The sequence below is a fragment of the Streptomyces rubellomurinus genome (assembly GCF_000961885.1).
In the GTDB taxonomy this organism is placed as follows: domain Bacteria; phylum Actinomycetota; class Actinomycetes; order Streptomycetales; family Streptomycetaceae; genus Kitasatospora; species Kitasatospora rubellomurina.
In genome coordinates this window covers 20,806-47,032 of the sequence record NZ_JZKH01000017.1, presented here as the reverse complement: position 1 = coordinate 47,032, position 26,227 = coordinate 20,806, and the positions used below count along the sequence as shown (strand labels likewise).

Below are 26,227 nucleotides of genomic sequence, written 5' to 3'. Positions count from 1 at the left end.
ACGAGCACACCCCCATCTCACCATCCCGGACGCGCCACCCGGCTCCCGTCCACGGAGGAGGCCGCTACATCGAAAGGTGCAGCCCCGGACGGCACCGCGCGACGACGAAACCCGCCCGCCCGCGGAGGAGCCTGGAAGCACCGCCGAAACGCCCGGGAGCAGAACGTGATCGTCACCCTCATCGTCGCGGCCGAGATCTCCTGGTGGATCGTGCTCGGCCTCGCCCTCTCCACCCGCTACCTGCTGCGGTGGCGCCGCACCAGCACCGCCCTGCTGATCGGCCTGCCGGCGGTGGACCTCGCCCTGTACGCCCTCACCGTGCTCAACCTGCGGGGCGGCACCCAGGCGAGCTGGATGCACGCCCTCGCCGCGAGCTACGCGGGCTTCTCGGTCGGCTACGGCCCCTCGCTGGTCGCCTGGGCCGACCGGCACTTCCTGCACCGCTTCGCCGGCGGCCCCAAGCCGCTGCCCGCGCCGAAGTACGGGCCGGAGCGGACGGCGCACGAGTGGCAGATCGCCAAGCGGACGGTCGTCTCGGCGGTGATCACGCTGGGCCTGATCAGCCTGCTGGTGCCGCTCTCGGCCGGCGCCGCCCACGTCGGCACCTTCGCCCAGTGGTACTGGAAGCTGGGCATCGCGGCCGTCGTCAACGTGGTCGTGGCCGGCTGCTACTCGCTGTGGCCGAAGGAGCCGCCGGCCGGAGTCCGGGTCGAGGACGGCCGCGTGGTCGAGGACGGCCGCGTCGCCGAGAAGGTCGAGTCCGGTTCCTAGCGGTTCTCCCCCGGCACCCACAGCACGTCCCCGCGCTCCTTGTTGGCCACCCGGGCCAGGATGAACAGCAGGTCGGACAGCCGGTTGAGGTACTTCGCGGTCAGCGGGTTGACGGTGTCCCCGTGCTCGGCGATCGCCGCCCAGGTGGAGCGCTCGGCCCGCCGCACCACCGTGCAGGCCAGGTGCAGGTGGGCCGCGCCGGGCGTGCCGCCGGGCAGGATGAAGCTGCGCAGCTTCTCGACCTGCTCCAGGTAGTGGTCGCAGTCCCCCTCCAGCCGGTCGATGTAGGACTGCAGCACCCGCAGCGGCGGGTACTTCGGGTCCTCGACCACGGGGGTCGACAGGTCCGCGCCCACGTCGAACAGGTCGTTCTGGACCCGGATGAGCACGGCCGCCACGTCCTCGGACAGCGAACCGGCCGCCAGCGCCACCCCGATCGCCGCGTTCGCCTCGTTGGCGTCGGCGTACGCGATCAGCCGCGGATCGGTCTTGGTGGTCCGGCTCATGTCGCCGAGCGCGGTGGTGCCGTCGTCCCCGGTACGGGTGTAGATGCGCGTCAGATTGACCATGCGGCCACCCTAGCCGCCGACGTTAGGCGACGTTAACCCTCTGCCCGGGCGGGGCCGCCTCCAGCCAGGCCAGGAAGCCGGTGAGCGCGTCCTCGCTCATCGCCAGCTCCAGCGGCGCCCCGTTGTGCAGGCACCGCAGCACCACCGAGCCGGAGAGCAGCGCCAGCTCCTCCTGCCCCTCCGGGTAGCGCCGGCCCAGCACCTCGATCTCCCGGCGCGGCAGCACCTTGCGCGGACGCGGGGCGTACGAGAAGACCCGGAACCACTCGATGGAGTCGCCGCTGTAGCGCCCGATACCGAAAACCCACCCCTTGCCATCGGTCGGGGGGACCGGGGCGGAGGTGGGTTTGCCGTTCTCGTCGAGGTCGGGCTGCGTCGAGGCGTCGGCGGGCATTTTGAGCCGGTAGCTGCAGTCGAAGGTGCCGCCGACCCGCTGGATCAGGCGGCGGCGCACGGCGAAGGCCATCAGCCCGATGACTCCCAGCGCCACGACCGCCGCACACACCACAAGCGCGAGGACCATGCTCACCTACCTCCTCGCTACCCGCGTTCCCCGTAACGGTCGTATCAGGCGACCGCGCTGACCTGTCAACTACGACGACAGTCCCGGGGTCACGCTCGCGCGTCCCCGGGACCGTCGGTCGACCCCGCTAAGCCGGGGTCCGGCGCACTCAGGCGTGGGCCTTGAGGCCGCGCGCCGCGAACAGCCGCACCTCGGCGCGACGCTCGGCGTGCGCGTCCAGGTCCGACTTGGCCTGCTCCAGTGCGCGCTCGGCACGGGCGACATCGATCTCGTCCGCCAGCTCGGCGATCTCCGCGAGCAGAGACAGCTTGTTGTCGGCGAACGAGATGAAACCGCCGTGGACCGCGGCGATCACGGTGCCGCCGTCCGTCGTGCGGATGGTCACCGGGCCGGTCTCCAGCACGCTCAGCACCGGGGTGTGGCCCGGCATGATGCCGGTGTCACCGGAGGCCGTACGGGCGACGACGATGGTGGCCGCACCGGACCACACCTTGCGGTCGGCTGCGACCAGCTCGACGTGCAGCTCAGCCAACGTGGGCTCCTAGGCTCATGCAACCCCCGATTACTCGGGAGTTTCGGTAAGAATAACGGCCCCGCGCCTCCGGCATGAAACCGACGGCGCGGATTTGACCGGAATCACAGCCGATGCGACGCGAGGGGTGGCCCAGGCTCGGGGGCCACCCCTCACGGTCACTCAGCTGCTACCGGCCGCGACTACTTCTTCGCCAGCTCGGCGGCGTTCTTCTCGAGGTCCTCGATGCCACCGCACATGAAGAAGGCCTGCTCCGGAACGGCGTCGTACTTGCCGTCCGCGATCGCGTTGAAGGCCTCGATGGTCTCCGACAGCGGCACGGTCGAACCCTCGACACCGGTGAACTGCTTCGCCACGTAGGTGTTCTGCGAGAGGAAGCGCTCGATGCGGCGGGCACGGTGGACCGTGATCTTGTCCTCTTCGGACAGCTCGTCCATACCGAGGATGGCGATGATGTCCTGGAGGTCCTTGTACTTCTGCAGGATCCCCTTGATACGGACGGCCGTGTCGTAGTGGTTCTGCGCGATGTACCGCGGGTCGAGGATGCGGGACGTGGAGTCCAGCGGGTCGACGGCCGGGTAGATGCCCTTCTCCGAGATCGGGCGCGACAGAACGGTGGTCGCGTCCAGGTGGGCGAAGGTGGTGGCCGGCGCCGGGTCGGTCAGGTCGTCCGCGGGGACGTAGATCGCCTGCATCGAGGTGATCGAGTGACCGCGGGTCGAGGTGATGCGCTCCTGCAGGAGGCCCATCTCGTCGGCCAGGTTCGGCTGGTAGCCCACCGCGGAGGGCATGCGGCCGAGCAGGGTCGACACCTCGGAACCGGCCTGGGTGAACCGGAAGATGTTGTCGATGAAGAGGAGCACGTCCTGCTTCTCGACGTCACGGAAGTACTCCGCCATGGTCAGCGCGGACAGCGCGACGCGCAGACGGGTGCCCGGCGGCTCGTCCATCTGGCCGAAGACCAGCGCGGTCTTGTCCAGGACGCCCGAGTCGACCATCTCGTCGATGAGGTCGTTGCCCTCACGGGTGCGCTCGCCGACACCGGCGAACACCGACACACCACCGAAGTTCTCGGCGACGCGGTAGATCATCTCCTGGATCAGAACGGTCTTGCCGACACCGGCACCACCGAACAGACCGATCTTGCCACCCTGGACGTACGGGGTGAGGAGGTCGATGACCTTGATGCCGGTCTCGAACATCTCGGTCTTGGACTCGAGGTCCTTGAAGTTCGGAGCGGTGCGGTGGATCGGCCACCGGACCTCGACCTGCTTCTCGAACTCGTCCTTGTCGACGTTCAGCACGTCACCGAGGGCGTTGAAGACCTTGCCCTTGGTGATCTGGCCGACCGGCACGGAGATGGCCGCGCCGGTGTCGGTGACCTGCGAACCGCGGACCAGGCCGTCGGTCGGCTGCATCGAGATGCCGCGCACCAGGCCGTCGCCGAGGTGCTGGGCGACCTCGAGGGTCAGGGTCTTCTTGCCCGTGCCGTCGGGGTTGTCCACCTCGACGTGCAGAGCGTTGAACATCTCCGGAATCGCGTCGACGGGGAACTCCACGTCGACGACCGGGCCGATGACCCGCGCGACGCGGCCCGTCGCCGTGGTCGGCTCAACAGTGGTGGTCATACTCATTCGCTCCCGCGGCTCGCGTCAGCGAGCGCGTTCGCGCCACCGACGATCTCGCTGATTTCCTGGGTGATCTCGGCCTGACGGGCCGAGTTGGCAAGCCGCGTGAGCGACTTGATGAGCTCGCCGGCGTTGTCCGTCGCGCTCTTCATCGCGCGGCGGCGGGCGGCGTGCTCGGAAGCGGCCGACTGCAGCAGCGCGTTGTAGATCCGGCTCTCGACGTACCGCGGCAGCAGCGCGTCGAGGACGCCCTCCGCCGACGGCTCGAAGTCGTACAGCGGGAAGATCTCCGACGTGGCCGGCGTCTGGTCGCTGAGCTGGACCTCGTCCAGCTTCAGCGGCAGCAGCCGGGCCTCCACCGCGTCCTGCGTCAGCATCGACACGAACTCGGTCGAGACCACGTGGAGTTCGTCCACGCCGCCGGTCTCGGCCGTGAAGGCCTCGATCAGCTCGGCCGCCACCGTCTTCGCGTCGCCGTAGGTCGGCTTGTCCGAGAAGCCCGTCCACGAGTTCCCCACCGCCAGGTTGCGGAAGGTGTAGTACGACAGACCCTTCCGACCGACGATGTAGGTCACCACGTCCTTGCCCTCGCCGCGCAGGCGCTCGATGAGCGTCAGCGAGGCCTTGATGGCGTTGGACGAGTAACCGCCCGCCAGGCCGCGGTCCGCCGTGATCAGCAGGACGGCCGCGCGCGAGGCGTTCGGGTTCTCGGTGGTGAGCGGGTGCTTGGCGTTGGACCGGGTGGCCACCGCCGTCACCGCCCGGGTGAGCTCATCGGCGTACGGAGCGGAGGCCGCCACCGCGCGCTGCGCCTTGCCGATGCGCGCCGCGGAGATCATCTCCATCGCCTTGGTGATCTTCTTCGTCGCGGTGACAGAGCGGATCCGGCGCTTGTAGACCCGAAGCTGTGCTCCCATGGGTCGTTACGTCCTTTCCCTCGCTACCGGACTCAGGCCTGCTCGGAGAGCAGCTTGCCGTCGGCGGTCTGGTAACCCTGCTTGAAGGCCTCGATCGCGCTGGTCAGCGCGTCGACGGTGCCGTCCGCGAGCAGACCGGTCTCGACGATGCCGGCGAGCAGGTCCTTGTGCTGCAGGCGCACGTGGTCCAGGAACTCGCGCTCGAAGCGGCGGACCTCGGCGACCGGGACGTCGTCCAGCTTGCCGGTGGTGCCGGCCCAGATGGAGACGACCTGCTCCTCGACCGGGAACGGCTGGTACTGGCCCTGCTTCAGCAGCTCGACCATGCGCGCACCGCGCTCCAGCTGGGCCTTGGAGGCCGCGTCCAGGTCGGAACCGAAGCCGGCGAAGGCCTCCAGCTCACGGTACTGGGCGAGGTCCAGGCGCAGACGGCCGGCGACCGAGCGCATGGCCTTGATCTGGGCGGAGCCACCGACGCGGGAGACCGAGATACCGACGTTCACGGCCGGGCGGATGCCGGCGTTGAACAGGTCGGACTCCAGGAAGCACTGGCCGTCGGTGATGGAGATGACGTTGGTCGGGATGTACGCCGAGACGTCGTTGGCCTTGGTCTCGATGATCGGCAGACCGGTCATCGAGCCGCCGCCCAGCTCGTCGTTCAGCTTGGCGCAGCGCTCCAGCAGGCGGGAGTGCAGGTAGAAGACGTCACCCGGGTAGGCCTCGCGGCCCGGCGGGCGGCGCAGCAGCAGGGAGACGGAGCGGTAGGCCTCGGCCTGCTTCGACAGGTCGTCGAAGATGATCAGGACGTGCTTGCCGGCGTACATCCAGTGCTGGCCGATGGCCGAGCCGGTGTACGGGGCGAGGTACTTGAAGCCGGCCGGGTCGGAGGCGGGAGCGGCCACGATGGTGGTGTACTCCAGCGCGCCGGCCTCCTCCAGGGCGCCGCGGACGGACGCGATGGTGGAGCCCTTCTGGCCCACGGCGACGTAGATGCAGCGGACCTGCTTCTCCGGGTCGCCCGAGCGCCAGTTGTCGCGCTGGTTGATGATCGTGTCGACGGCCACCGCGGTCTTGCCGGTCTGGCGGTCACCGATGATCAGCTGGCGCTGGCCGCGGCCGATCGGGGTCATCGCGTCGATGGCCTTGATGCCGGTCTGCAGCGGCTGCTTGACCGACTTGCGGGCCATGACGCCGGGGGCCTGCAGCTCCAGGGCGCGGCGGCCCTCGGCGGCGATGTCGCCCAGACCGTCGATCGGGTTGCCCAGCGGGTCCACGACGCGGCCCATGAAGCCGTCGCCGACCGGAACCGAGAGGACCTCGCCCGTGCGGCGCACGGTCTGGCCCTCTTCGATGCCGCCGAACTCACCGAGGATGACGACACCGATCTCGCGGGTGTCGAGGTTCAGCGCGAGGCCGAGCGTGCCGTCCTCGAACTTCAGCAGCTCGTTCGCCATGACCGAGGGCAGGCCCTCGACATGGGCGATACCGTCCGCCGCGTCAGTGACCGTGCCGACCTCTTCCACAGAAGCGGCGTCCGGCTGGTACGACTGGACAAAGTCGGCCAGCGCGTCCCGGATCTCCTCCGGACGGATCGTAAGCTCCGCCATCAGGCTTCCCTGCTCTCCTAGTTTGCGATCCTCGGCCCGCCATTGAGGGCCGCAAGTATTCGACTCTCGGCCGGGTCTTCCGAACCGGCCGTACGATGTGCCGGCTCCATGGGGAGCCGGTTTCCCGACCGAGGGTCGGATGTGCTGCTTCGGTGCTCAGCCTTCGAGCGACTGGCGAGCGCCTTCGAGGCGGCTCGACACGGTGCCGTTGATGATCTCGTCGCCGATCTGCACCCGGACGCCGCCGACGACCTCGGGGTCGACGTCGATGTTCAGGTGGACCTGGCGGCCGTACATCCGGCCCAGAGCACCGGACAGGCGCTCCTTCTGGGTGTCCGACAGCGGCACCGCGGTGGTGACCAGGGCCACCACACGGCCGCGGCGAGCGGCGGCGAGCTTGGAGTAGGACTCCAGGCCCTGCTCCAGGCTACGGCCACGCGGCGCGTTGACCAGGGCGGTGACCAGCCGGACGGTGCCGGCGTTGGCCCGGCCGCCGAGCAGCTTCTTGATCAGCTCGGCCTTGGCGACGGCGCCGGCCTTCGGCTCGGTCAGCGCGGCGCGCAGCTCGTGCGAGCCGCTCACCACCCGGCCGAAGCGGAACAGCTCGTCCTCGACGTCGTCCAGGGCGCCGGCCTTGTCCGCGGCGATGACCTCGGCGTAGGCGGCCAGCTCCTCGACGGCGTCCACCAGGTCGCGGCCACCCGACCAGCGGGAGCGGACCAGGCCCGCGACCAGGTCGACGGTCTCGCCGGAGACCTGGCCGGTCAGCAGCGAGGTGATCAGCTGGGCCTTGTCCTGGCCCGACCGCGAGGGGTCGGTCAGGACGCGGCGCAGCGACACCTCGCGGTCCAGCACGGCCGTCACGGCGGTGAGCTCCTCGGCGACCTTGGCCGCGTCCACCGAGGTGGAGTCGGTCAGGCTCTCGAGGTTCTGCCGGCCGGCGGCGAGGGCCTCACGGCTGGCGCCGATCACTTGGCCGCACCCTGAGCAACGGCGGCCTTGGCCTCCAGCTCGTCCAGGAAGCGGTCGATCACGCCGCTCTGCCGGGCGTGGTCCTCCAGGGACTCACCCACGATGCGGGAGGCCAGCTGGGTGGCCAGCGAACCCACGTCCTGGCGCAGGGCGGCAGTCGCCTGCTTCTTGTCGGCCTCGATCTGCGCGTGGCCGGCGGCGACGATGGCCTCGCGCTGACGCTGGCCCTCCTCGCGCATCTCGGCGAGCTGGGCGGCGCCCTGCTCGCGAGCGGCCTCGACGATGCGGGCAGCCTCGTGGCGCGCCTCGGCGAGCTCGGCGCGGTACTGCTCAAGCAGGGCCTGGGCCTCGGCCTGAGCGGCCTCGGCACGCTCCATGCCGCCCTCGATGGCGTCCCGGCGCTCCGACAGCACCTTCTCGATGCTGGGGAGGAGCTTCTTGCCGAGCAGACCGAAGACGATGAAGAAGCAGAGCAGGCCGATGATCACCTCGGGCCACGCGGGGAGGAGAGGGTTCATCTTCTCCTCGGCCGCGAGCGAGAACGCGGTGTTCATGTCTGGACCTTCCTCAGAAAGGGTCTACGGCGGATTACTTGTTGCCGAAGACGAACGGCATGACGATGCCGATGAGGGCGAGCGCCTCGGTCAGCGCGAAGCCGATGAACATGTTGGAACGGATGAGACCGGCAGCCTCGGGCTGGCGGGCCATGGCCTGGACACCGTTACCGAAGATCAGACCGACGCCGATGCCGGGGCCGATGGCGGCGAGGCCGTAGCCCAGGGAGGCGACGGAACCGTAGACAGTGCCCTCAGCGATCATGCTCATTGCGATTGTCCTTTGCAGGGGTGGTGAACCGGTGGTGATTGGCCACCGGGCGATCCAGGGGGTGGTTCATGGGAGGCCAGGGCCTCAGGCTCAGTGCGCCTCTTCGAGGGCACCGGCGATGTAGCTGCTGGCCAGCATCACGAAGATGTAGGCCTGCAGGAACTGGACCAGCAGCTCGAACGCGGTCAGCGCGACGGCGACGACGAAGGACGCCGAGCCGTACAGGGCGCCCAGGGTCGGGCTGAGCAGGTACCAGGAGGCGATGGAGAACATCACGATCAGCAGGTGGCCGGCGAACATGTTCGCGAAGGCTCGGACCGCGAGCGTGAAGGGGCGCACGAAGATGTTCGAGAAGAACTCGATCGGCACCAGGATGAACATGACCCAGCCGGGGATGCCCGACGGCCAGCAGAGGTTCTTCAGACCACCGACGAAGCCGTGCTTCTTGAAGGTCAGCGTCATGTAGGTGATCCACACGATCGCCGAGAGGCCGGCCGGGAACGCGATCGCCGCCGCCACGGGGAACTGCGCGAACGGGATGATCGACATGATGTTCATCAACCAGATGAAGAAGAACATCGAGACCAGCATCGGGACGTACTTCTCGCCCTTCTTGCCGATCGTCTCCAGCACGATGGAGCGCTTGACGAAGTCGTAGCCGATCTCACCGACCAGCTGCAGCTTGCCGGGGACCAGGCGCGGCTTGGCGAAGGCGGCCCAGAAGAAGACCACGACCAGCAGTGCGACGATGATCGACAGCAGCATCGGCTTGTTGAACTCGACGCTGCCGATCGAGAAGATCGGCTTGAACTGGAACTCGTTCAGGCCCGGGGCCGGGAAGCCGCAGCCAGCGTCCCCGAAGTGGCAGCTGCCTGAGGCGAGCGAGGACGTGAGTTCAGCACTCACCGCGGACTCCTTCGTCGTGACGCATGGTTACGGCAACCTCGGTGTGTCGGCGTGGCCTGTGGCCACGGAGCGGCACTGGAACTTGATGGGTTTCTCGCCGACCCCGCGCGGCGGTGCGCTGCACCACGGCGGGATCATCGAAGACTGCGCGGGCCCGGGGGGCGATCCGTCCGCTCTCCGGACAGACCTGGCCTCTTCCCGTACTCCGTTGTTGCGACGGACGATAGCAGCCCGTCAGTGCGACATAAACACCGCCCCCCTCGTTGGGGGGACAGTCAGGCCTCGTCACTGTTGACGACCCTTGTCGGAGGGCTTGTCGTCCTTGTTTTCCGAGGCGTGGGGGTCCACGTAGAACATCTTGGCCCTGAGGGCGCCGCGCACCTGGAAGCCCGTCCAGATCAGCGCGCAGCCGAGCAGCGTGAAGGCGAAGGCCTGCCGGTGGAACAGCTCGGTGTTCTTGAAGACGGCCAGCACGATGCCGACCAGCAGGATCTGCGTGGTGTACACCAGGAGCGCCGCGGCCATCATGATCTGCGGGTTCGACCTGGTCAGCCGGTCGAGCGCGACCTGGCCGAAGCTGAAGAAGGCCATCACCAGCAAGGTGCCGAAGAGCGCGCCGAGCAGGCCCTTCCCACCGGCGACGGCGAAGGAGATCGCCATGGCGATGATCCCGGCGACCGCAGTGGGGATCGCGGCGCCTCGGAGGATCCGGGCGTCGGTGGACGGCATGTCGGCAGCTCCGGCGGCATGTCGATGTGGCGGGGGACGGGCACAGACTGTGGCGGTGAGGCCGACCGAGGCATCGCCGTGGGCCGCCCGCTGGAGCGGCGGGCCCAGTCGAGGAGACCGACAGGGACGGAGTCATCCACCTGTCAGGACTGTCGGCGTGTTCTCGGTACTCGTGAACGGTATCACAAACTATTTGATGAGAGCTTTACCATGATTGTGTGGCACCTGTCACACCATTGGCGCAATCCATCCGCCGTTCGGGTGACCCCATTTGACGCAACGTCAATTCTCTTGTCAACGGCGGCCGCTGGCCTTGTCGTGGTCGGAGGCCGCCGAGGAGCCCCGGCTGGCTTCACCCAGAATCTGCTTGTCCTTCGCCGACAGTTCCGCCATCGGGCCGGACTGCTGCCGGCGGTAGCGCGGCGGGACGAAGGACTGCACCGCGCGCGGCGCCCGCGGCCGGAACCGCGGGGTGAGCAGCACCACCAGGCCGACCAGGCAGAGCCCGGCGAGCGTCAGGATCACGGTCCGTCCGGTGTTGGTCACCGAGAAGGCCACCGTGCCGAAGGCGATCAGCGCCGCCCAGAAGTACATGATCAGTACGGCCCGGCTGTGCGAGTGCCCGACCTGGAGCAGCCGGTGGTGCAGGTGGCGCTTGTCCGCGGCGAACGGCGACTGTCCGGCCCAGGTGCGGCGCACCACCGCGAGCAGCAGGTCGGCCAGCGGCAGCGCGATGACCGTCAGCGGCAGCAGCAGCGGGATGTAGATCGGCACCAGCGCGTGCACGGTGGCGGTCTGCGAACCGGTCTCGCTGTTGATCAGGTCCGGGTCGACCCGGCCGGTGATGGAGATCGCGGCGACGGCGAGCATGAGGCCCAGCATCATCGAGCCGGAGTCGCCCATGAAGATCCGCGCGGGGTGCATGTTGTGCGCCAGGAAGCCCAGGCACATGCCGATCAGCAGCACGCTGAACAGCACGGCGGGGGCCGCGTCGGTGATCGCGTAGCCGTACCAGAGCCGGTAGCTGTACAGGAAGAAGGCCATCGCGGCGATGCAGACCATGCCGCCGGCCAGGCCGTCCAGGCCGTCGATGAAGTTCACGGCGTTGACCATGACGACGACCAGGATGACCGAGATGACCATGCCCTGGGTGGGGCTCACCGCGACGGCGCCGACGCCCGGCACCGGGAGGGTGATCACCGTGACGCCCTGCCAGACCATCACACCGGCGGCGATCATCTGGCCGCCGAGCTTCACCAGCGCGTCCACGCCCCACTTGTCGTCGAGCACGCCGAGCAGCCACATGATCCCGGCGCCGGACAGCAGCGCGCGGATGTCGGTGCCCTGGGTGAACACCTTGCTCAGGTTGTCCAGCTGCGAGGCGACCAGGATGCCCGCGCACAGCCCGCCGAACATGGCGATGCCGCCGAGCCGCGGAGTGGGCTCGCGGTGCACGTCGCGGGCGCGCACCGGCGGCATCGCGCCGGCCGCGATGGCGAACTTCCGGACCGGGCCGGTCAGCAGGTAGGTGACGGCGGCGGTGCAGAACAGCACCAGCAAGTACTCACGCACCACTGGCCTCCTGCATCACTGTCGTACGGGGAGGTACCGAAGGTACTCCCCTGCCTTCCCGGGGTTCGAGGTGTGTCGCCACGGGACACACCTTATTGAGTCGGACGCCCGGGACGCGCATCGCGGTTCGCCCTCCCGGGTAGGAGATCGGGATTCCCGTTTCAGACGCCGTCCGCGTAGGCCGCCGCCAGCTCCCGGACCCGCTGCGCGACCGGCGCGGCCGCGTCACCGGCGAGCAGCCGGCCGACCAGCCCGGCGATCTCGGCCAGCTCCGCCGGGCCCATGCCCTGGCTGGTCACCGTGCCCGTGCCCAGCCGGATCCCGGAGGCCTCGGCGGGCGGCGCCGGGTCGTACGGCAGCGCGCACTTGCCGAGCAGCAGCCCGGCCGCCGCGCAGCGCCGCTCGGCCTCCGCGCCGCTGACGCCCAGCGGGCTGACGTCCGCCGTCACCAGGTGGGTGTCCGTCCCGCCCGTCAGGGGGCGCAGACCGGCCTCCGCGAGCCCCTCGGCGAGAGCCCGCGCCCCGGACACCGTGCGCAGCGCGTAGGCCCGGTACTCGGCCGTCGCGGCCTGCGCGAGGGCCACCGCCTTGCCGGCCACCTCGTTCATCGCCGCGCCGCCCTGGCTGAACGGGAACACCGCCCGGTCGATCCGCTCGGCGAGCTCCGCGGTGCACAGCAGCAGGCCGCCGCGCGGGCCGCGCAGCAGCTTGTGGGTGGCCGCGACGGTGACGTCCGCGAACGGCACCGGCGAGGGCGCCGCCCCGGCCGCGACCAGCCCGGTGGTCTGCGCGACGGCGGCGACCAGGTAGGCGTCCACCTCGTCGGCGATCTCCCGGAAGGCCGCCCAGTCCGGGTGCCGGGGGTGCGAGATCGAGCCCGCCACGATGGCCTTCGGGCGGTGCCGGCGGGCCAGGTCGCGCACCTGGTCGAGGTCGACCAGTCCGTCCTGCTCGCGCACCCCGTAGCCGGTGAATTCGAACCAGCGGCCGGAGAAGTTGGCCCGCGAGCCGCAGCTGAGGTGGCCGCCGTGCTCCAGCGACATCGCGAGCACCCCGTCGCCGGGCCGCAGCAGCGCCGCGTACGCCGCCAGCATCGCCGAAGTCACCGACCGGGGCTGGACGTTGGCGTGCGGGGCGGCGAACAGCGCGCGGGCCCGGTCGATCGCCAGCAGCTCGGCGGCGTCCGCCAGCGCGCAGCCGGTGTGGTGCCGGCGGCCCGGGTAGCCCTCGGCGTACTTGTCGATCAGCGGCCCGGTCAGCGCCGCCAGCACGGCCGGGCTGGTCAGGTTCTCCCCCGCCAGCAGCTGGATCGACTCGGCCCGCCGCTCGGCCTCGGCCGCGAGCAGGTCGGCGATCTGCGGATCGGCCCGGAACAGCGCCTCGGACGCCGCGGGGCGCCCCCTCGTGGCGGTCGGGCTCGTCGCGGCATCGGTGACGGTCATGGCGGTGCTCCCGGGCGTGCGGGGACGGTGCCACCAGCGTAGGACGGCACCCCGGCCGCGGCCCGCCGGAAAGCGGCCGGACGGGCCGGACGGGCCCCGGGAAACCGCCGGACGGCCCCTTTGAAGGCCGGCCGCTAGCGGGCCGGCACGCCGGTGAGGGCGGTCACCACCGGGTCGACGGCGTGGAATATCTCCTCGCCGCAGTTGCGGAACATGCCGATCGGCGCCCCGTACGGGTCGTCCAGCTCGTCCGACTCCGGGGTGGCCGCGAGCAGCCAGCCGCGCAGCGCGGCGGCCGCCCGGACGAGGGCGCGGGCGCGCTCGGTGACGTCGGCGCCGCGCCGGGGGTCGGGCAGGGTGCCCGGGTCTATCGTCCGCACCAGGCGGGTGAACTCCTTCAGTGTGAAGGTGCGCAGCCCCGCCTCGTGCCCCATCGAGATCACCTGGGCGCGGTGGTCCAGGGTCGCGGTGAGCACCAGGTCGGCCTCGACCACGTGCTCGTCCAGCAGTTCCCGGCCGGTGAAGCCCCCGCTGTCGGCGCCGTACTCGTTCAGCACGGTCGCCGCGTGGTCCTCCATCGGCGCGCCCTCGTGACCCCAGGTGCCGGCGCTCTCCACCAGGATGCGCCCGGCCACCCGGGGGCTGAGCCGGGTGTCCAGCTCACGCCGGGTGAGCCGCTCGGCGATCGGCGAGCGGCAGATGTTGCCGGTGCAGACGAACAGGATCCGGAAGTGGTCCAGCGGCCTGGGGCCCACGCTCAGGTACGGCGCTATGCCGGGCCCGGCATGGAGCGAGGCGATGGGCGTCAACTTCCGGCCTCCAGGTCGGGGACGACCTCCCTCAGCTGCTCGATGCTGATCGCGCCGGCGCGCAGCAGGACCGGGGTCTTGCCGGTGACGTCGACGATGGACGAGGCGGTCGCGTAGTCGGCGGAACCGCCGTCCAGGTAGACCGAGATCGCGTCGCCGAGCTGGTGCTGGGCGTCGTCGCAGGTGGCCGGGGACGGCCCGCCGGTCTTGTTGGCGCTGGAGACGGCGAGCGGGCCGGTGGTGTTCAGCAGCTCGATGGCGACCGGGTGCAGCGGCATCCGCACGGCGACGGTGCCGCGGGTCTCGCCCAGGTCCCAGCGCAGCGAGGGCTGGTGCTTGGCGACCAGGGTCAGGCCGCCCGGCCAGAAGGCGTCGACCAGTTCCCAGGCCTGCTCGGAGAAGTCGGTGACCAGGCCGTGCAGGGTGGTCGGCGAGCCGACCAGCACCGGGGAGGGCATGTTGCGGCCGCGGCCCTTGGCGGCCAGCAGCTCGGCCACCGCCTCCGGGGAGAAGGCGTCCGCGCCGACGCCGTACAGGGTGTCGGTGGGCAGCACGACGAGTTCGCCGCGGCGGATGGCCGAGGCGGCCTCGCGCAGGCCGGTGGCACGGTCCCCGGCGTCGGCACAGTCGTAACGGCGGCTCATCGGTGCGGTCCCCTTCCGGAAAGGCTCATGACATTCACGGCGCGGTAGCGCTGCGCTCGGTGTTCACGATCCGGCCCGTCACGACCCGGCCCTGCGGGCGGTCGTGAAGCGCGGCCGGTTGTTCAGGTCGCGGTGGTCGGCGGTGTCCGTCCAACCGCGTTCCTCGTTGAAGATCCACGGCACCTGGCCGCCCTGCTGGTCGGCGTGCTCGACCACCACCGCGCCGCCCGGGCGCAGCAGCCGGGCGGCGACCCGCTCGATGCCGCGGATGGTGTCCAGGCCGTCCTCGCCGGAGAACAGGGACATCTGCGGGTCGTGGTCGCGGGCCTCGGGCGCGACGTACTCCCACTCGGTGAGCGGGATGTACGGCGGGTTGGAGATCACCAGGTCGAAGCGGCCGTCCCAGGAGCGGTCGTCGGCGAAGGCCCGGGTGGCGTCGCCGGCGTGCAGGGTGACCCGGGCGCGGTCGGGGCTGGCCTCGATGTTGCGCCGGGTGTACTCCAGCGCGCCCTCGTCGAGCTCGAAGGCGTGCACGCTGGAGCGCGGCAGTTCCTGGGCGAGGGCGAGCGCGATCGCGCCGGAGCCGGAGCACAGGTCGACGACCAGCGGCTCGGCCACGTCCATCTCGCGCACCGCTTCTATGGCCCACTCGACGACCGTCTCGGTCTCCGGCCGGGGCACGAACACTCCGGGGCCGACTTCGAGTTCGAGGTAGCGGAAGAACGCCCGCCCGGTGATGTGCTGCAGCGGCTCGCGCGCCTCGCGGCGGGAGACGGCCTCCCAGTAGCGGGCGTCGAAGTCCGCGTCCTTCACGGTGTGCAGCTGGCTGCGCTTGACGTTGTGGACGTAGGCGGCGAGTTCCTCCGCGTCGAAGCGCGGCGACGGCACGCCGGCCGCGGCCAACCGCTGGGTGGCCTGGGCCACCTCGGCGAGCAGCAGGTTCATCCGTACGACCTCTTGTTTCTGCGCTCCGGCTTCAGGCTTGTCGGGCTGGGGCGCGCCGGTCTCAGTTCTGTTGGGCCGCGGCGAGCTTGGCCGCGGCGTCCGCGTCGACGCAGGACTGGATCACCGCGTTCAGGTCGCCGTCCAGGACCTGGTCCAGGTTGTACGACTTGAACCCCGTGCGGTGGTCCGAGATGCGGTTCTCCGGGTAGTTGTACGTCCGGATGCGCTCGGAGCGGTCCACCGTGCGGACCTGGCTGCGACGCGCGTCCGAGGCCTCGCGCTCGGCCTCCTCCTGCGCGGCGGCCAGCAGCCGCGAACGCAGGATGCGCATCGCCTGCTCCTTGTTCTGCAGCTGGCTCTTCTCGTTCTGGCAGGACGCCACGATACCGGTCGGCAGGTGGGTGATCCGGACCGCCGAGTCCGTGGTGTTGACCGACTGGCCGCCGGGGCCCGAGGAGCGGTAGACGTCGATGCGCAGGTCGTTGGCGTGGATCTCGACCTCGACCTCCTCCGCCTCGGGGGTGACCAGCACGCCCGCCGCGGAGGTGTGGATGCGGCCCTGCGACTCGGTGGCGGGGACGCGCTGCACGCGGTGCACGCCGCCCTCGTACTTCAGTCGGGCCCAGACGCCCTGGCCGGGCTCGGCGTTGCCCTTGGTCTTGACCGCGACCGAGACGTCCTTGTAGCCGCCGAGGTCCGACTCGTTGGAGTCGATGAGCTCGGTCTTCCAGCCGACCCGCTCGGCGAAGCGCAGGTACATCCGGAGCAGGTCGCCGGCGAACAGCGCGGACTCCTCGCCGCCCTCGCCCGCCTTGATCTCCAGGATGACGTCCTTGTCGTCGCTCGGGTCGCGCGGGACGAGCAGCAGCCGCAGTTCCTCGGTCAGCTCTTCCTGCCGCGCCTCGGAGTCCTTCACCTCGGCGATGAAGTCCGGGTCCTCCGCGGCGAGTTCGCGCGCGGCCACGATGTCCTCGCCGGCCTGCCGCCACTCCCGGTAGACCCGGGTGATCGGGGTCAGCTCGGCGTAGCGCTTGGCCAGCTTGCGGGCGTTGGCCTGGTCGGCGTGGACGGACGGGTCTGCCAGCCTCTTCTCGAGGTCGGCGTGCTCGACGAGGAGCTCTTCGACTGCCTCGAACATGGGGTGGCCTTCTTCCCGGGGGCTCGGAACGTGTGGGCGGGGACGTGCGGGGTGCGGAGCGTACGGGCCGGAGCGCGTCGGGGGGACGCGAACGGCGCCGACCCCCAGCGCCCCCGGAACGAGTACGGGGACGCCGGGAGCCGGCGCCGAGGGAGCGCTAGGCCTTCGCGCTGTGCTGCTTGCCGAAGCGGGCCTCGAAGCGGGCCACGCGGCCGCCGGTGTCGAGGATCTTCTGCTTGCCGGTGTAGAACGGGTGGCACTGCGAGCAGACCTCGGCGCGGATCTCGCCGCTGGTCTCGGTCGAGCGGGTGGTGAACTCGGCGCCGCAGGTGCAGGTCACGCGCGTGACCACGTACTCGGGGTGAACGTTGGGCTTCAAGGGGTTCTCCTAGGTTTCGGGAGGGCACCGGGTCGGCGGCTGGAATGCCGCTCGTGAACCGGGACCGACGAACCAGTCTGCCAGGACCGGCCGCATCTTCCCAAACCGGGTCGGGTCCGCGGGTATTCCTGGCCCGCCCGGCGCCCCGCTCAGCGCCTGGCGCGGGCGGTCGGCGAGGCGGTCGGGGCGGCCTGCGCCGGGTTCTCCGGCTGGGCCGAGACGACGGTCTGCGGGATCGGCTGGTCGGCCTTGAGCGCCGCCCACACCTGCCCGGCCTGCGGCTGCTGCTCGACCACCCGGTTCGGGTCGCTGGGGGCGGTGACCACGGGCAGGGTGACCATGCTCAGCCGGTCCGGCCCGATCCCCTTGAGTTCCTGCACCAGCCCGACCAGGGAGTTCACCGAGCCGAGCGCGGAGTCGGTGGTGATGCTCTTCGTCACGGTGTCGCCGATCGACCACAGCTTGACCGGGTCGGTGAACAGGCCCGCCCCGCCGGCCTGCTGGAGCAGCGACTTGACCATCTGCTTCTGCAGCTCGATCCGGCCGAGGTCGCTGCCGTCGCCGACGCCGTGCCGGGTGCGGACGAAGGCGAGTGCCTGCTGGCCGTTCAGGTGGTGCTCGCCGGGCGGCAGGTCCAGGCCGCTGTCCTTGTCGTGGATGGCCACCGTGGTGGTCACGGTGGCCCCGCCTATCGCGTCGACGACCCGGGCGAAGCCGGCGAAGTCGATCTGCACGTAGTGGTCCATCCGCAGCCCGGTGAGCTGTTCGGTGGTCTTGACCGCGCAGGCCGCGCCGCCGGCCTCGAAGGCGCTGTTGTACATCGCGCGCTTCACCGCCGGGACGGCCTTGCCGCTCGGGTCGGTGCAGTCCGGCCGGTCGACCAGGGTGTCGCGCGGGATGGAGACGACCGAGGCCCGCGAGTGGTCCTGGCTGACGTGCACCACCATCGCGGTGTCCGAGCGGGCGCCGTCGGTGGTGCCGCCGGCCAGGCTCCCGTTGTCGCCGGAGCGCGAGTCGGAACCCAGGACGAGGATGTTGAAGGAGCCGTCGGTGGCGGCCGGCGGACGGGCGTCGCCGAGCCGCTCGTCGATGTCGACGGTCTTGATGTTGCCGTTGAGCCTGACGTACGCGTACACGGCCGCTCCGGCGCCCAGGACGACGAGCGCGACGAACGCGCAGGCGGCCACCCGCAGGACCCTGCGGCGGCGGCTGGGGGTGCTCTTGTGCTCGGCCATACGGTCCAGAGTAAATCGGACAAGTAGCCGAAAAAGCCCAAAGTCGTCCCGATCGTGAAACAGTGCCCGGCCGGACGCACCGAACCCCGGACCGCTCGCGCGATCCGGGGTTCGGTGTCCGACAGCCGTCCGGCTACGGTCAGTCGCCGGAGCCGGGGGTGGTCTTGGCGATCTGCATCAGGAACTCGGCGTTGCTCTTGGTCTGCTTCATCTTGTCCAGCAGCAGCTCGATCGCCTGCTGCGAGTCGAGCGCGTGCAGCACCCGGCGCAGCTTCCAGACGATGGCCAGCTCCTCGCTGCCGAGCAGGATCTCCTCCTTGCGGGTGCTGGAGGCGTCCACGTCGACGGCCGGGAAGATGCGCTTGTCCGAGAGCTTCCGGTCGAGCTTGAGCTCCATGTTGCCGGTGCCCTTGAACTCCTCGAAGATCACCTCGTCCATGCGCGAGCCGGTCTCGACCAGCGCGGTGGCCAGGATGGTCAGCGAGCCGCCGTTCTCGATGTTGCGCGCGGCGCCGAAGAACTTCTTCGGCGGGTACAGCGCGGTCGAGTCGACACCACCGGACAGGATGCGGCCGGAGGCCGGCGCCGCCAGGTTGTAGGCGCGGCCCAGGCGGGTGATCGAGTCCAGCAGGATGACCACGTCGTGGCCCAGCTCGACCAGGCGCTTGGCGCGCTCGATGGCCAGCTCGGCGACGGTGGTGTGGTCCTCCGCCGGGCGGTCGAAGGTCGAGGAGATGACCTCGCCCTTCACCGACCGCTGCATGTCGGTGACCTCTTCCGGACGCTCGTCGACCAGGACGACCATCAGGTGGCACTCGGGGTTGTTGTGGGTGATCGCGTTGGCGACCGCCTGCAGCACCATGGTCTTGCCGGTCTTCGGCGGCGCGACGATCAGACCGCGCTGGCCCTTGCCGATCGGCGACACCAGGTCGATGATCCGGGTGGTCAGCACGCCCGGGTCGGTCTCCAGGCGCAGCCGCTCCTGCGGGTACAGCGGGGTCAGCTTGTTGAACTCGGGGCGGCCGCGGCCGCTCTCCGGGTCCATGCCGTTGACGGAGTCCAGCCGCACCAGGGCGTTGAACTTCTCGCGGCGCTCGCCCTCGCGGGGCTGGCGCACCGCACCGGTGATGGCGTCGCCCTTGCGCAGGCCGTTCTTGCGGACCTGGGCGAGCGAGACGTAGACGTCGTTCTGGCCCGGCAGGTAGCCGGAGGTGCGCACGAACGCGTAGTTGTCGAGGATGTCGAGGATGCCCGCGACCGGGATCAGGACGTCGTCCTCGCCGATCTGCGGCTCGACCGGGCCGGCGGCCTCGAAGCCGTCACGGCCGCGACGGCCACGGCGGTCGCGGTAGCGGCCGCGACGGCCCCGGCGGCCCTCGCCGAACTCGTCGTCGTCGTAGCCGCCCTGCTGGGCCTGCGGCTGCTGCTGCGCGGCCTGCTGGCCGGCCTCGCGGCGCTGCTGGCCGTCGCCCTGGCCGCCCTGCTGCTGGCCGCCCTGCTGGGTCTGGCGGTCGGCGCGCTCGCGGCGGTTGCGGCGGTCGCGGCGGGACTCGCGGCCCTCGCCGTCCTGGCCGGCGTCGCCGCCGTCCTGGCGCTCGGTGCGGTCCGTGCGCTCGGTGCGGTCGCCGCGCTCGCGGCGCTCACGGCGGTCGCGACGGGTCTCGCGGCCCTCCTCGCGGCCCTCGAAGGCGCGGGTCTCGGCCGGGCGGGCCTCGGCCTGCTTGGTCTCTGCGACCACGACGGCGGCGTCCGCACCGGCGGCGGCGACGGCCTCGGCGGTCGGGGCGCCGGCGGCCGAGGTGGCACGGCGGCGGGGGCGCTCGGCACGGGCCGGCGCGGCGGTCTCGGCGGCGGCCTGGACCGGGATGTCGATCTGGGCGGCCTGCTGGGCCTGCGACTCGGCGGCGGCCGGGGCCTCGGCGGCAGCGGCGGCCTTGGTGCGGCGGGCCGGCTTCTCGGTGACCTCGGCGTCCGCCTTCGCGGCGGTGCGCTTGGCGGCCGGGGCGCCACCGGCGGCGAGCAGCGGGTCCCCGCCGCTCTTCTCCTTGATGGTCTCGATCAGCTGGCTCTTGCGCATGCGTCCGGTACCGGTGATGCCCAGGTCCGCGGCGAGCTTCTGCAGCTCGGCCAGGACCATGCCGTCCAGGCCCGCGGCGGCGCTGCGGCGGCGCCGCGCCGGGGCAGCGGGTGCGGCGGCCGCGTCGGACGCCTCTGCGTCCGGGCGCGCGCCCATCAGATCGGTGGAGTCGCTCACTAAGGGTCCTTCCCTGGAGCGGACGTCGGCCTGTCTGGCTCGGCGACCGGTTGTGCTGTCCTGACCAACGCTCGACTGCGTCGGTCCGAGGCGGTGATCCCCTCGAATGGCGGGAGCCCGTCGAGGGAGAGCTGGGAGGTGCGGTGCGTGAAGCACGGTGGTGCTGAGTGGCGCGGTGGGCCGGTCGGTGTCGACCTCCCCTGAGGGCGTTGCGCCCCCACGCTGCCTGTGAATCCCGGGCCCCCGTCGCGTGACGGTGGCCCGCGCTCCGCCCGTCCTGGCCTCCAGTGGGGAGGCCGCGGGTGGGAGTCAGGTGCCGTCACGGCTTCGGGATGCGACCGCATGTCGCGCAGGCAGGCTGCGTACGCGCTGCGGTGGGCTCCCGGAGAATCGTCGCCCCGGGCATCGCCTGGACTCCACGGCAGTGGAGTGCTGGGATCGGGACGCGGCGCACCGAGCCCCGGAGGGCACCTGGTGCAGCAATGAGGTTAACACTACCGACCCCCTCAGACATTCCCCGGCCTTGCCCTTGCCAATCGTGTCCGGACGGCCCGGCTCGCGCCGGGCCGTGACCGGCAGCTCAGACGTCCAGCGGGAGCACGGTGGCCCCGGCGCGGTCGACGTTCAGGCGGTGCGCGGCGAACGCCGGGTCGCCGCCGTGGCCGTGGTGCCCGGCGAAGGAGAGCACCTTGTCGACGCCGGCCTCGTCGGTGAGCGCGAGGACGGTCGGGCCGGCCCCGGAGATGACCGCCGGGACGCCCTCCGCGCGCAGCGCGCCGACCAGGGCGGCGCTGTCCGGCATCGCGGAGGAGCGGTAGTCCTGGTGCAGCCGGTCCTCGGTGGCGGCGAGCAGCAGCTCGGGGCGCCTGGTCAGCGCCTCCACGAGCAGCGCGGAACGGCCGGCGTTGGCGGCGGCGTCGGCCAGCGGGACGGTCTTCGGCAGCAGGCCGCGGGCGGTCTCGGTGAGCACCGCGCCGGCCGGGACGAACACCACCGGGACGACCTGCTCGGAGGGCTCCAGCGCGACCGCCTTCGCCGTCTCCTCCTCGGTCCACGCGATGGTGAAGTTGCCGCGCAGGCAGGCCGCGACGTTGTCCGGGTGGCCCTCCAGCTCGGAGGCGAGGGCCAGCAGCGCGTCGTCGTCGAGCGCGGACGGGCCGCCGATGGTGACGGCCCGGGCGGCCACGATGCCGGCGCAGATCGCGGCGGAGGAGGAGCCCAGGCCACGGCCGTGCGGTATCCGGTTGGCGCAGACCACTTCGAGGCCGCGCGGCTGGCCGCCGAGCCGGTCGAAGGCGGCCCGCATCGAGCGGACCAGCAGGTGGCGCTCGTCGCGCGGCAGCGTCTCGGCGCCCTCCCCGGCGATGTCGACGGCGAGTCCGGAGTCGGCGACCCGGACGACCACGTCGTCGTACAGACCCAGCGCGAGCCCGAAGGCGTCGAAGCCCGGGCCGAGGTTGGCGCTGGTCGCGGGAACCCTGACCCGGACGGCGGCGGCACGGAACGCAGGACCGGCCATGCGGTGGACTCTCCTGGGGAAATCGGGCGGCGCTCAGCGCGTCGTCAGGTGCGAGGTGGGGAGCCGCAGGCCCCCTCCGGGGCGGGCGGTCACGGTCGTCGGCGCGGCCCCTGTGAGGCCGAGCCCGGGGCAGGTGCCAGACGGCCGGAGCCAGAGTATCGAAGAGAGGTTCCCCAGTGGTACACCCCGTGGGCCTTCGATCTGGTGTGTTGCCGCTTCTGGCCGGAATGCGACCGGAAATCGGATCGGAATGCGCCGCCGAATTGACACAAAAGTGTCAGCGGAGAACGTCGACGGGTCGACCCCCGAAAGGGTCGACCCGTCGAACCGTCAGTCCCCGTACCGGGTGGGGGGAAGTCGGGTCAGTCGAGCAGGCCGAGGCGCCGCGCGGCGGCCTCCGGGTCGACCGGGACGACCTGCGGCTGCGGCGCGCCGGCCACCGCCCAGTCCGGGTCCTTGAGGCCGTTGCCGGTGACGGTGCAGACGATCCGCTGGCCCGGGTCGACCAGGCCGGCCTCCGCCTTGGCCAGCAGGCCGGCCACCGAGGCGGCCGAGGCGGGCTCCACGAAGACGCCCTCCTGCGAGGCCAACAGCCGGTAGGCGGACAGGATCTGACGGTCCGTCACCTTGTCGATGAGGCCGCCGGACTCGTCCCGCGCGGCGAGCGCGTAGTCCCAGGAGGCCGGGTTGCCGATCCGGATCGCGGTGGCGATGGTCTGCGGCTTCAGCACCGGGGCGCCGTCCACGATCGGGGCCGAGCCGGCGGCCTGGAAGCCCCACATCCGCGGGGTGCGGGTGGCCATCCGGTCGGTGGCGTACTCGCGGTAGCCCTTCCAGTAGGCCGTGATGTTGCCCGCGTTCCCGACCGGCAGGACGTGGATGTCCGGGGCGTCGCCGAGCATGTCGACGATTTCGAAGGCGGCCGTCTTCTGACCCTCGATCCGCACCGGGTTCACCGAGTTGACCAGCGCCACCGGGTACTTCTCGGACAGTTCGCGGGCGAGCGTCAGGCAGTCGTCGAAGTTCCCGTCCACCTGCAGGATCTTCGCGCCGTGCACCAGCGCCTGGCCCATCTTGCCGAGGGCGATCTTGCCCTGCGGGACGAGCACCGCGGAGACCATCCCGGCCCGCACCGCGTACGCGGCGGCGGAGGCCGAGGTGTTGCCGGTGGACGCGCAGATGACGGCCTGCGCGCCCTCCTCCTTGGCCTTGGAGATGGCCATCGTCATCCCGCGGTCCTTGAAGGAGCCGGTCGGGTTGGCGCCCTCGACCTTGAGGTAGACCTCGCAGCCCGTGCGCTCGGACAGCACCTGGGCGGGGACGAGCGGCGTGCCGCCCTCCAGCAGGGTGACCACCGGGGTGGCCGCGGTGACCGGCAGGCGGTCCCGGTACTCCTCGATCAGGCCGCGCCACTGGTGGGTGTGCGCGCCTCGGACGACGTTCTCGGCAACGGCGTTCATGGCTGTTCCTTATTCCCCTTCGACCCGCATGATGCTGGCCACGTCCCGCACGCTGTCCAGCGCGCGGAGCTTGTCGACCGTCGCCGACAGCGCGGCGTCGGTGGCGCGGTGGGTGACCACGACGAGCGAGGCGTCGCCGTCGCGGCCCTGCTGGCGCACGGTGTCGATGGACACGCCGTGCTCGGCGAAGACGGACGCCACCTGGGCGAGCACGCCCGCGCGGTCGTCCACGTCCAGGCTGACGTGGTAGCGGGTGACGACGTCGCCCATCGGCTTGGCCGGGAGCCGGGTGTACACCGAGTCACCGGGGCCGGTGGCGCCCGCGAGCTTGTTGCGGCAGACCGCGACCAGGTCGCCGAGCACCGCGGAGGCGGTCGGCGAGCCGCCCGCGCCCGGGCCGTAGAACATCAGCCGGCCGGCCGCCTCGGCCTCGACGAACACCGCGTTGTACGCCTCGCGGACGGAGGCCAGCGGGTGCGAGAGCGGGATCATCGCCGGGTGGACCCGGGCGGTGACCGACTCGCCGTCCTTGGCCCGCTCGCAGATCGCGAGCAGTTTGACGACGCAGCCCATCTCCTTGGCCGAGGCGATGTCGGCGGCGGTCACCTCGGTGATGCCCTCGCGGTACACGTCCGCGGCGGTCACCTTGGTGTGGAAGGCGATGCCGGCCAGGATGGCGGCCTTGGCGGCGGCGTCGAAGCCCTCCACGTCGGCGGTCGGGTCGGCCTCGGCGTAGCCGAGCGCGGTGGCCTCCTCCAGCGCCTCCGAGTAGCCGGCGCCGCTGGTGTCCATCTTGTCGAGGATGAAGTTGGTGGTGCCGTTGACGATCCCCAGCACCCGGTCGACCTTGTCCCCGGCCAGCGACTCGCGCAGCGGGCGCAGCAGCGGGATCGCGCCCGCCACCGCGGCCTCGTAGTACAGGTCCACCCCGGCCTCGGCGGCCGCGGCGTGCAGCTCGGTGCCGTCCTGGGCGAGCAGCGCCTTGTTCGCGCTGACCACCGAGGCGCCCTGCTTGAAGGCGGACAGGATCAGGGACTTGGACGGCTCGATGCCGCCCACCACCTCGACCACGACGTCGATGTCGCCCCGGTTGATCAGGGCCTCGGCGTCGGTGGTGATCAGGTGCTCGGGCACCCCGGGGCGGACCCGGCCGGCCCGGCGGACCGCGATCCCGGCGAGCTCGACCGGAGCACCGATGCGAGCCGTGAGGTCGTCGGCCGTCGTCGTCATGATGCGCGCCACCTCGGAGCCCACCACACCACAACCCAGCAACGCCACCTTCAGCGGGCGCGTACGCATCATCCGACTCCGCTCTGCATTCATCGTGCTTCGGTGTTTCCGGCGGATTCTCGGGGCCGCCGGAAACTTCGGTCCGTACCAGTCTCGGGGACTTTCCGCACGGATCTACGGTCGTTCCATGATCTGAGACGAGAATTTCGTCATCCGATATCCAGGCGCAGGAGATCCTCCTCCGTCTCGCGCCGGACGATCACCCGGGCCGCGCCGCCCTCGACGGCGACCACGGGGGGCTTGAGGGCGTGGTTGTAGTTGCTCGCCATCGAGCGGCAGTAGGCGCCGGTGGCGGGCACCGCGATCAGGTCGCCGGGGGCCAGGTCGGCGGGCAGGAAGGCGTCCCGGACGACGATGTCGCCGGACTCGCAGTGCTTGCCGACCACCCTGACCAGCATCGGCTCGGCCGCACTGGTGCGCGACACCAGCGCCACCGAGTACTCGGCGTCGTACAGCGCGGTGCGGATGTTGTCCGACATCCCGCCGTCCACGCTGACGTAGGTGCGCAGGCCCTCCAGCGGCTTGACGGTGCCCACCTCGTACAGCGTGAACATGGTCGGGCCGACGATCGCCCGGCCCGGCTCCACGCTCAGCCGGGGGACGGCCAGGCCCGCGCCGGCGCACTCCCGGCGGACGATCTCGGCCAGCGCGGCCGCGATCTCGGCCGGCTCGCGCGGGTCGTCCTCGCTGGTGTAGGCGATGCCGAGGCCGCCGCCGAGGTCGATCTCGGGCAGCTCGACGCCGTGCTCGTCGCGGATCCCGGCCAGCAGGCCGACCACCCGGCGGGCGGCCACCTCGAAACCGGCCATGTCGAAGATCTGCGAGCCGATGTGCGAGTGGATGCCGCGCAGCTCCAGGCTGTCGCCGTGCGCGAGCACCCGGCGCACCGCCTCGGCGGCCGCTCCCCCGCTCAGCGACAGGCCGAACTTCTGGTCCTCGTGCGCGGTCGCGATGAACTCGTGGGTGTGCGCCTCGACGCCCACGGTGATCCGGATCAGCACCTGCTGGCGCACGCCGTGCCGGGCGGCGATCGCGGCCAGCCGCTCGATCTCCTGGTAGGAGTCGACCACGATGTGGCCCACGCCGGTCTTCACCGCGTGCTCCAGCTCGTCCGCCGACTTGTTGTTGCCGTGCAGCGCGATCCGCTCCGGCGGCATCCCGGCGGCCAGCGCCACCGCCAACTCGCCGGTGCTGCACACGTCGAGGTTCAGGCCCTCCTCGAACAGCCAGCGCACGACCGCCTTGGAGAGGAACGCCTTGCCGGCGTAGTAGACGTCCGCGTCGGCGCCGAAGGCCTCCCGCCAGGCGCGGGCCCGGGAGCGGAAGTCCTCCTCGTCCAGCACGTAGGCCGGGGTGCCGAACTCGGCCGCCAGCCGCTTGACGTCGATGCCGCCGACGACGGCCACGCCCTCGCCGTCGCGGGTGACGGTGCGCGACCAGACCTTGGGGTCGAGCGCGTTCAGGTCGGCGGGCGGGGCCTGGTAGTGGCCCTCGGGCAGGACGTCGCCGTGGCGGGGGCCTGCCGGGTGTGCGGAACGACTCATGCTCTCGTCAGTCCTTC

The 26,227-nt window shown here is 71.2% G+C and carries 25 protein-coding genes; 1 reads left to right on the top strand and 24 read right to left on the bottom strand.

The features are described from left to right. The first annotated feature begins 165 nt into the window (after window positions 1–165). Window positions 166–771, top strand: coding sequence for a hypothetical protein (locus tag VM95_RS11120; RefSeq protein WP_045694831.1), 606 nt, complete (start codon window positions 166–168; stop codon window positions 769–771). Here the strand turns inward: VM95_RS11120 and VM95_RS11115 are convergent. From VM95_RS11115 to lysA, 24 genes are all read right to left on the bottom strand, one after another. Next, the gene (locus VM95_RS11115) at window positions 768–1,340 is read right to left on the bottom strand and encodes a cob(I)yrinic acid a,c-diamide adenosyltransferase (RefSeq protein ID WP_045694827.1); all 573 of its coding nucleotides are present in this window, start codon (window positions 1,338–1,340) and stop codon (window positions 768–770) included. The genes VM95_RS11120 and VM95_RS11115 overlap by 4 nt on opposite strands. 22 nt (window positions 1,341–1,362) lie before the next feature. Continuing rightward, window positions 1,363–1,863 (bottom strand): DUF2550 domain-containing protein, encoded by a 501-nt coding sequence (locus tag VM95_RS11110; protein WP_030057523.1) that lies wholly within the window; start codon window positions 1,861–1,863, stop codon window positions 1,363–1,365. A gap of 148 nt (window positions 1,864–2,011) precedes the next feature. Then, complete coding sequence (locus VM95_RS11105; protein WP_045694825.1) at window positions 2,012–2,395, bottom strand: F0F1 ATP synthase subunit epsilon; 384 nt, start codon at window positions 2,393–2,395, stop codon at window positions 2,012–2,014. A gap of 182 nt (window positions 2,396–2,577) precedes the next feature. Then, window positions 2,578–4,023 (bottom strand): F0F1 ATP synthase subunit beta, encoded by a 1,446-nt coding sequence (gene atpD, locus VM95_RS11100; RefSeq protein WP_045694824.1) that lies wholly within the window; start codon window positions 4,021–4,023, stop codon window positions 2,578–2,580. Window positions 4,024–4,025: 2 nt separating this feature from the next. After that, on the bottom strand, window positions 4,026–4,940 hold the full coding sequence (locus tag VM95_RS11095; RefSeq protein ID WP_045694821.1) for a F0F1 ATP synthase subunit gamma: 915 nt from the start codon (window positions 4,938–4,940) through the stop codon (window positions 4,026–4,028). A 32-nt stretch (window positions 4,941–4,972) separates the two neighbouring features. Then, complete coding sequence (atpA, locus tag VM95_RS11090) at window positions 4,973–6,547, bottom strand: F0F1 ATP synthase subunit alpha (RefSeq protein ID WP_045694817.1); 1,575 nt, start codon at window positions 6,545–6,547, stop codon at window positions 4,973–4,975. A gap of 156 nt (window positions 6,548–6,703) precedes the next feature. Next, a complete protein-coding gene (locus VM95_RS11085) occupies window positions 6,704–7,519 on the bottom strand; it encodes a F0F1 ATP synthase subunit delta (RefSeq protein WP_045694814.1) in 816 nt (271 codons plus the stop codon). Continuing rightward, window positions 7,516–8,073, bottom strand: a complete 558-nt coding sequence (locus tag VM95_RS11080; RefSeq protein WP_045694811.1) for a F0F1 ATP synthase subunit B — start codon at window positions 8,071–8,073, stop codon at window positions 7,516–7,518. The genes VM95_RS11085 and VM95_RS11080 overlap by 4 nt, the downstream gene beginning before the upstream one ends. A gap of 34 nt (window positions 8,074–8,107) precedes the next feature. Then, a complete protein-coding gene (gene atpE / locus VM95_RS11075; protein WP_078859784.1) occupies window positions 8,108–8,344 on the bottom strand; it encodes an ATP synthase F0 subunit C in 237 nt (78 codons plus the stop codon). A gap of 90 nt (window positions 8,345–8,434) precedes the next feature. Next, a complete protein-coding gene (atpB, locus tag VM95_RS11070) occupies window positions 8,435–9,250 on the bottom strand; it encodes a F0F1 ATP synthase subunit A (protein ID WP_045694809.1) in 816 nt (271 codons plus the stop codon). Window positions 9,251–9,535: 285 nt separating this feature from the next. Then, the gene (locus tag VM95_RS11065) at window positions 9,536–9,979 is read right to left on the bottom strand and encodes a Cg1360 family ATP-synthase-associated protein (RefSeq protein WP_045694806.1); all 444 of its coding nucleotides are present in this window, start codon (window positions 9,977–9,979) and stop codon (window positions 9,536–9,538) included. Between the two features lie 294 nt (window positions 9,980–10,273). Beyond that, window positions 10,274–11,551 carry an MraY family glycosyltransferase gene (locus VM95_RS11060; protein WP_045694803.1) on the bottom strand — a complete coding sequence of 426 codons (1,278 nt, stop codon included), beginning with the start codon at window positions 11,549–11,551 and terminating at the stop codon, window positions 10,274–10,276. A 161-nt stretch (window positions 11,552–11,712) separates the two neighbouring features. After that, window positions 11,713–12,993 carry a serine hydroxymethyltransferase gene (locus tag VM95_RS11055; protein ID WP_045694800.1) on the bottom strand — a complete coding sequence of 427 codons (1,281 nt, stop codon included), beginning with the start codon at window positions 12,991–12,993 and terminating at the stop codon, window positions 11,713–11,715. Window positions 12,994–13,127: 134 nt separating this feature from the next. After that, complete coding sequence (locus tag VM95_RS11050) at window positions 13,128–13,802, bottom strand: arsenate reductase/protein-tyrosine-phosphatase family protein (RefSeq protein ID WP_425265295.1); 675 nt, start codon at window positions 13,800–13,802, stop codon at window positions 13,128–13,130. Beyond that, window positions 13,799–14,446: an L-threonylcarbamoyladenylate synthase gene (locus VM95_RS11045; RefSeq protein WP_045694797.1), complete on the bottom strand. Its 648-nt coding sequence runs from the start codon at window positions 14,444–14,446 to the stop codon at window positions 13,799–13,801. Before VM95_RS11045 ends, VM95_RS11050 begins: the two co-directional genes overlap by 4 nt. A 78-nt stretch (window positions 14,447–14,524) precedes the next feature. Beyond that, on the bottom strand, window positions 14,525–15,391 hold the full coding sequence (gene prmC / locus VM95_RS11040) for a peptide chain release factor N(5)-glutamine methyltransferase (protein ID WP_045694794.1): 867 nt from the start codon (window positions 15,389–15,391) through the stop codon (window positions 14,525–14,527). A gap of 61 nt (window positions 15,392–15,452) precedes the next feature. Then, complete coding sequence (prfA, locus tag VM95_RS11035; protein WP_045694792.1) at window positions 15,453–16,529, bottom strand: peptide chain release factor 1; 1,077 nt, start codon at window positions 16,527–16,529, stop codon at window positions 15,453–15,455. Between the two features lie 157 nt (window positions 16,530–16,686). Beyond that, on the bottom strand, window positions 16,687–16,908 hold the full coding sequence (rpmE, locus tag VM95_RS11030) for a 50S ribosomal protein L31 (RefSeq protein ID WP_030057539.1): 222 nt from the start codon (window positions 16,906–16,908) through the stop codon (window positions 16,687–16,689). Between the two features lie 149 nt (window positions 16,909–17,057). Next, window positions 17,058–18,143, bottom strand: a complete 1,086-nt coding sequence (locus tag VM95_RS11025) for an LCP family protein (protein ID WP_045694789.1) — start codon at window positions 18,141–18,143, stop codon at window positions 17,058–17,060. Window positions 18,144–18,282: 139 nt separating this feature from the next. Further along, window positions 18,283–20,397: a transcription termination factor Rho gene (rho, locus tag VM95_RS11020; protein ID WP_045694786.1), complete on the bottom strand. Its 2,115-nt coding sequence runs from the start codon at window positions 20,395–20,397 to the stop codon at window positions 18,283–18,285. Between the two features lie 580 nt (window positions 20,398–20,977). After that, window positions 20,978–21,916 carry a homoserine kinase gene (thrB, locus tag VM95_RS11015; RefSeq protein ID WP_045694784.1) on the bottom strand — a complete coding sequence of 313 codons (939 nt, stop codon included), beginning with the start codon at window positions 21,914–21,916 and terminating at the stop codon, window positions 20,978–20,980. A gap of 362 nt (window positions 21,917–22,278) precedes the next feature. Continuing rightward, on the bottom strand, window positions 22,279–23,376 hold the full coding sequence (gene thrC / locus VM95_RS11010; RefSeq protein ID WP_045694781.1) for a threonine synthase: 1,098 nt from the start codon (window positions 23,374–23,376) through the stop codon (window positions 22,279–22,281). 9 nt (window positions 23,377–23,385) lie between these two features. Further along, window positions 23,386–24,678 carry a homoserine dehydrogenase gene (locus VM95_RS11005; protein ID WP_045694780.1) on the bottom strand — a complete coding sequence of 431 codons (1,293 nt, stop codon included), beginning with the start codon at window positions 24,676–24,678 and terminating at the stop codon, window positions 23,386–23,388. Between the two features lie 137 nt (window positions 24,679–24,815). Then, complete coding sequence (gene lysA / locus VM95_RS11000; RefSeq protein WP_045694779.1) at window positions 24,816–26,210, bottom strand: diaminopimelate decarboxylase; 1,395 nt, start codon at window positions 26,208–26,210, stop codon at window positions 24,816–24,818. Window positions 26,211–26,227 lie beyond the last annotated feature (17 nt).